Source organism: Deinococcota bacterium, assembly GCA_030858465.1.
GTDB lineage: Bacteria > Deinococcota > Deinococci > Deinococcales > Trueperaceae > JALZLY01.
In genome coordinates this window covers 1-5,330 of sequence record JALZLY010000341.1, presented here as the reverse complement: position 1 = coordinate 5,330, position 5,330 = coordinate 1, and the positions used below count along the sequence as shown (strand labels likewise).

The 5,330-nt window shown below is 67.0% G+C and carries 4 protein-coding genes; 2 read left to right on the top strand and 2 right to left on the bottom strand.

Annotation, left to right across the window (positions count from 1 at the left end):
• The first annotated feature begins 281 nt into the window (after positions 1-281).
• Positions 282-992 (top strand): YqiJ family protein, encoded by a 711-nt coding sequence (locus tag M3498_16750; GenBank protein MDQ3460919.1) that lies wholly within the window; start codon positions 282-284, stop codon positions 990-992.
• Entirely contained in the window at positions 992-2,803 is a 1,812-nt protein-coding gene (locus tag M3498_16745; GenBank protein MDQ3460918.1) for a hypothetical protein, read from the top strand. The genes M3498_16750 and M3498_16745 overlap by 1 nt, the downstream gene beginning before the upstream one ends.
• Positions 2,804-2,946: 143 nt before the next feature.
• On the opposite strand, the gene M3498_16740 is transcribed toward M3498_16745, so the two are convergent.
• Positions 2,947-4,497: an AAA family ATPase gene (locus M3498_16740; protein ID MDQ3460917.1), complete on the bottom strand. Its 1,551-nt coding sequence runs from the start codon at positions 4,495-4,497 to the stop codon at positions 2,947-2,949.
• Between the two features lie 247 nt (positions 4,498-4,744).
• The gene (locus M3498_16735) at positions 4,745-5,218 is read right to left on the bottom strand and encodes a CoA pyrophosphatase (protein ID MDQ3460916.1); all 474 of its coding nucleotides are present in this window, start codon (positions 5,216-5,218) and stop codon (positions 4,745-4,747) included.
• Between the last annotated feature and the right edge of the window lie 112 nt (positions 5,219-5,330).

Here is a 5,330-nt window from a genome sequence, read left to right as displayed (position 1 = left end):
CGAAGGTCGCTTCAAGAACTGCCTTGACGTCCTTCTTGCTCAAGCCTTGCTTCTCTGCAATGGTTTCAACTAGGTGAGCCTTAGACACTCTGTCAGCCATAACGCCTCCTATTGATTCTGCTTGACTTTAACACCTTTGCTGAGCACAAGCAGGACAGCGCCAAACTGGGAGCGTTGGCGGGGTGAAAGAAAAGCGTGTAGACTGAACTCGGGAGTGTCCATTCAGGAAGTGCTGGGAAGCCGAGGACGGTGGAAGGAGGAGCGACACGGACTTAAGGTTGATGCTCGAGTGGTGGAACTTCATGTTCCTGTTGCCGCTGGTATCGGGTCTGGCGCTGGCGCTCGGCGTGGCGCTGGTGGGCGCTGGCTTTGGCGGAGGAGAGGACGGTGGCGCAGAAGCGAGTGCCGGCGAAGAGCTGGGGGGCGAGCAAGAGGCGAGCGAGGACGGCGGCAAGGGCCTCTTACAGTTCTTGAGCTTTTTCGGCTTTGGCCGCGGCCTGCCCCTGTCGGTCTTGCTGCCCATTCTGCTGGTTTCGTGGGGAATTGCCGGCCTGCTCCTGAACGGCTTGCTGTCAGCCTTCTTAGCGCCGCTCGTCTTCGCGCCGCTGTCGGCGCTCTTGGGCTTTGGGCTGGCCTCCTTGCTGGGCCGCGCGCTCGCGGGGGGCTTCAGCCGCTTGTTTGGGGGCGGCGAAACCGCCACGCGCACGGGCGGGCTGGTAGGTTGTGTGGGAACGGCCGTCTTCACCGTCAAGCCCGACGAGGGCACCGCCAACATCCGTGACCCTTTCGGCAACATTCACCGCATCGCTTGTCGCGTGCCTGAGGGCGAGGCCAGCATCGCGCCCGGCGGCGAGGTTCTGGTCACCGCGTTTGAAGCGCGGGACCAGGTCTACTACGTCGCGCCCCTTGCCGCGAGCCTGGCGCAAGACGTCGCGCGGGAACGGAGCGGAACTCGAGCTGCGGCAGCGATGCCCAAAGGAGAGGCAAGCTGATGGTGATGGTCCTGTTTATCGCGCTAGCGGTCGCGCTCCTGGTCCTTAGCATCGCGGGCGGCGCCGTCATTACGCCCTGGTCCCCTATCAACAGCGCGGTGAGCGCGGGCCTCGGCCTGATCTTTTTGGTGGTGGGTTTGCTCGCTTGGATGGTGCAGCACTTTTACGTCAAGCCCGCGGCGAACATCGCCTACGTGCTCACCGGCCTGGGCGGGCGGCGGGTGCTCATCGACAAGGGCGGCTTTTTCTTTCCCATCGTGCAGCGCAACGTGCCGGTGTCTTTGGAGACCATGAAGCTCGAGGTCGAGCGCCGCGGCGAGGACGCGCTCATCACCCAGGACAACCTGCGCGTCGACGTCAAGGGCGAGTTCTACTTGAAGGTCCTCCCTGACCAGGACGCGGTCATCAACGCCGCGCGCTCCTTGGGCGATAAGTCGGTCAACTCCGACACCGTCGGCATCCTGGTCTTCGAAAAGCTCGTGTCGGCGCTTCGCAGCGTCGCCGCCACGAAGAGCCTGAGCGACATCCACGGCGACCGCGAGAGCTTCGCCGGCGGCGTGCAAAAGCTCGTCGGCGCGGACCTGCAGCAAAACGGCCTCACCTTGGAATCCGTCACCGTGTCGCGCTTCGATCAGACAAGCGCCAACCAGCTCTCCGACGACAACATCTTCGACGCGCAGGGCAAAAAGAAGATCACCGAGATCACCCAGTCGGCCTTGGTCGAACGCAACCGCTTGGAGCGCGAGGCCGAGCTCGCCAACGCCATCAAGAACGTCGAGACGCGCCAGCGCGTCTTGGAGCTCGAGCGCGCCCAGGCCGAGGCCGAAGCGACCCAACAGTCCGCTGTCGCCTCCTTCCAGGCCGAGCGCCGCCGCGAGGCGGAAACCTACCGCATCGAGCAGGAGCGCCAAGTGCGCGAGGCCGAGATCGCCCAGGATCAAGCCGTGAGGACGCGGGAGGTCGAGCGCGACCGCGAGCTCGTCGCCCGCAACCGCGAGCTCGAGCGCGCCGACGTCGAGCGCAAGCAGGCCGTCGAGCTGACCGAGCGGCAGCGCGAGATCGCCGTGGCTGAAGCTGAGAGGGCACGCGCCGAAGCCGAAAAGGCGCGCCTCGAGGCCGAGGCCGAGCGCGAGGGCGCCACCCAGCGGATCGTCACCGTGCAGCGCGTCGCCGAGGCCGAGCGCGCGGCGCAGACCAAATTGATCGCCGCCAAGCAGACCATCGATGAGGACCGCGTCCGCCAGGAGACCGCCGCGCAGGTCGAAGCCTTCGCCGAAGTCAAGCGCGCCGAAGCGCAAAAGCAGGCCGCCACCCTCGAGGCCGACGCCGTGCTCACCAAGGCCGAAGCGGACGCCCGCGCCCGCGAAAAGGTCGCCCAGGGCGAGACCGCCTTTCAGCGCGTCGCCGTGGACATCGACCGTGAACGGGTCGAGGTCGAGCGCGAGCGGGTCGAGGTCGAGCGCCAGGCGCTCGAGAACCGTGAAACGTTTAGCAAATCGGCGCTCGACTTCGAGCTCGAGAAGCGCAAGATCGACGCGGACCGCGATGCCCAGATGGAGCTGGCGCGGGCCATCGGCGCCTTTATGAGCCAGGGCACCATGAACATCTACGGTGACCCGCAGACGCTGTCGCGCATGACCGAGCAGTTCTCCAGGGGCTTGGGCATCGGCCAGATGGTGAATGGCGCCATGAAGGGCGCGGAGAGCCTGAACAACGGCAAGGCCCAAGAGCTCCTGGAGCAAGTCGGCGCGCTTGTGGAAAGGCTCAAGGGCAGCCGGGAGGACGGCGAGGCGGCCGGGCCTCGCTCATAAAATCCCTTGGCCCCGGACGGTCTCGCAGCCTTGCGCTTCAGGGCGTCACGGCCGGCTCGAGCCGGCGTTCTTCCTGATGCTGGACAGTGCCCGATCGCAAACGTGATGGGACTGGGGTCTGGTGGCGCCGACGGACCACTAGCTCAGCTCGCCTTGAGCGTCTCGGCGTCCGCGCCGGCAGCCACGCCGGCGGCCCCATCGGCGTCCGGGTCGCTACCCAGGTCGCTACCCGGGTCGCCGGCTTCCAGCGCCACCGGCTCCCCCTCGGGCAGGTCGTGCAAGACCGCCTCCAGAATGATGTCGATGGCCTGCTCGACGGCCGCGTCTAAGTCGCCGCCCTCGAGGACGCTCATACCCTCTTCGCCGGCGCGCTTCTTGATGAAGTCCTGGAGCATGCGGATCTCAGCGAAGTGCTCCAGGTATTTGTTCATGGGGCGGCGCTGCCGCGTTTCGGCGTCACGCTTTTCGAAGCGGCCGCGGTGCAGCTCGGCGTCGCCGACCGCGAGGACGAGCTCGACCACCGTGGCCCCGTCGGTGCGCGCCCCGCTCATGAAGCCGGGCACGATATGGATGCCCTCCATCACCACCGAGGTCTGCTCCTCGACGTTGCGGTCGATGATGGCCGAGAGCGCGGTGTTGAGCTGCTGCACCTGCATCTGAAAGCCGCGCACCACCCGCTTGCGCTTGGGCGCGGCCGTGCTGGTCTCGCCGGGCAGGAGCTCGGTCCGCCAGGCACCGAAGCTCGAGGCGTGCAGGGCCGGGCTGAGCTCCTCGCTGATAAGGGAGCGCAAGGCCTGCCTGACCGAGTCCGAGGAGACGATGCGCGAGATGCCCAGGCGGTAGGCCAACTCGGTCGCCAGCGTGGACTTGCCCACCCCCGAGACGCCACCGATCATCACCACGATGGGCTTGTGCGGGCGGCGCACGCTGCGCAGGAGCTCGTAGCGCCGGGCGAAGTCGATGCCCGCCTCCTGCACCAACAGGCCGCGCACCACCCTCCGCAACTGAGGCCGCGGCACCTCGCGCGTGCCGAGCCGCCAGAGCACCTCCTCGGCGCGCTTGGCGACGCCGTGCGAGAGCTGCGGGCCGAGGCCCAAGGCCATCAGCGACTGCGCCAGGATGCCCCTCGAGTAGGGCATCTTGCTTCCCGAGGCCTCGCGAATAAGAATGTCGGTAGGGGCCTCGAGCTCGGCCTCGTACTTGAGCCGCTGGTCACGGCCCAAGAGCGCCTCTAAGCTCAGCGCGGTCACGTGCATGAGCTCGCGCTCGCCGATGGTCTCGTAGCCTCCCAGGCGCAGGCGCCCCTCGACGTGGCGCGCCACGCTGTAGGCGTCCTTGAAGGAGAGGTCGATCTTTTCCAGCGACGCGGCCAGGGTCCGTTTGGAAAAGGGCGTGGTCTCCCCCTTGGCCTTGCCCCTCACCATGAGCGGCACGAAGGGCGGCGTCTGGCGCTTCAGCCGCGCGGCCTCCACGCTGCCGATCTCCTTGGCTACGAGCGCCACGAGACGCGTCATCAGCTCGGAGAGCTCGATCGTCTTGTCGTCGCGGTTTTTGAGCGTCTTCTCGAAGCCGCGCGCCAGTAAGATGGCCGCGTCGGTCGGCACGCCCGCGCCCTGCAGCGCCTCGACGATGGCGCCCGAGGAGAAGGTGCGCTTCAGCTCGCCGTGGAGCACCTTGAGCTCACGCCGCTTCATGGCTCCTTCACCAGGTATAGGCCCATGAGCAGGTGCAGGGCCATGAGCAGGTGCAGGGCCACGACGGCCAGGGGCGAGACAAGCAGGAGCGCGGCGTCGACAGACCGAACATGCGGCAAGGCTAGCACGGGCCGGGTCAGGGGACCGTAAAGTACCGCGCTTTGGCCTTGCCGCTTTGGCGGCGAACCTTGCCGCGGCGGCCGACATTCGAGCCTGCAGCAGCAAGGTTTGATGTGGGGCGCCCGAATCAGAGGCCTTCGGTGACGTCCATGAAGTTTTTGAGGATGTTGGCGGTCATGCCCCAGATGAGACGCCCCCGCCAGTCGTAGTAGTGGATGCGGCGGCTCAAGCCGTAGAGCTGGCGCGCCTCGCTGCGGGGCGTAAGCGCGCGCAGTTCGGCGAGCGGCGCGGTAAAGACCTCGTCCACCTCGCCGGGATTGAGCACAAGCGTCTGCGGCCAAGCCAGGGCGGCCACCACCGGGGTCACCACGAAGCGCGCGGGCGAGACCTGATCGTCGAGGCGGCCCCACAGCTCCGCCCCCTTCACCCGCAGGCCGATCTCCTCCTCGGTCTCGCGCAGGGCGGCCTGCTCGACCGTCTCGCCCTCGTCCACCCGGCCGCCGGGAAAGGCTATCTGCCCGGCGTGCGAGCTCATGCCGCTCGAGCGCACCGTGAAGAGGACCAACAGGCCCTCCGGCGCCGCGAGCAGGGGCAGGAGCACGGCGGCGTGCCGCAGGTTAGGGTCACCAGACCCTTCGCCTAGTGGCGATGACCTAAGGTTAGGGTCACCAGACCCTTCGCCTAGTGGCGATGACCTAAGGTTAGGGTCACCA

Bases quoted from the DNA above. Each gene is read 5' to 3' on its own strand.
- M3498_16750 (MDQ3460919.1), top strand. From the start codon at position 282: ATGCTCGAGTGGTGGAACTTCATGTTCCTGTTGCCGCTGGTATCGGGT.
- M3498_16745 (MDQ3460918.1), top strand. From the start codon at position 992: ATGGTGATGGTCCTGTTTATCGCGCTAGCGGTCGCGCTCCTGGTCCTT.
- M3498_16740 (MDQ3460917.1), bottom strand. From the start codon at position 4,497: ATGAAGCGGCGTGAGCTCAAGGTGCTCCACGGCGAGCTGAAGCGCACC.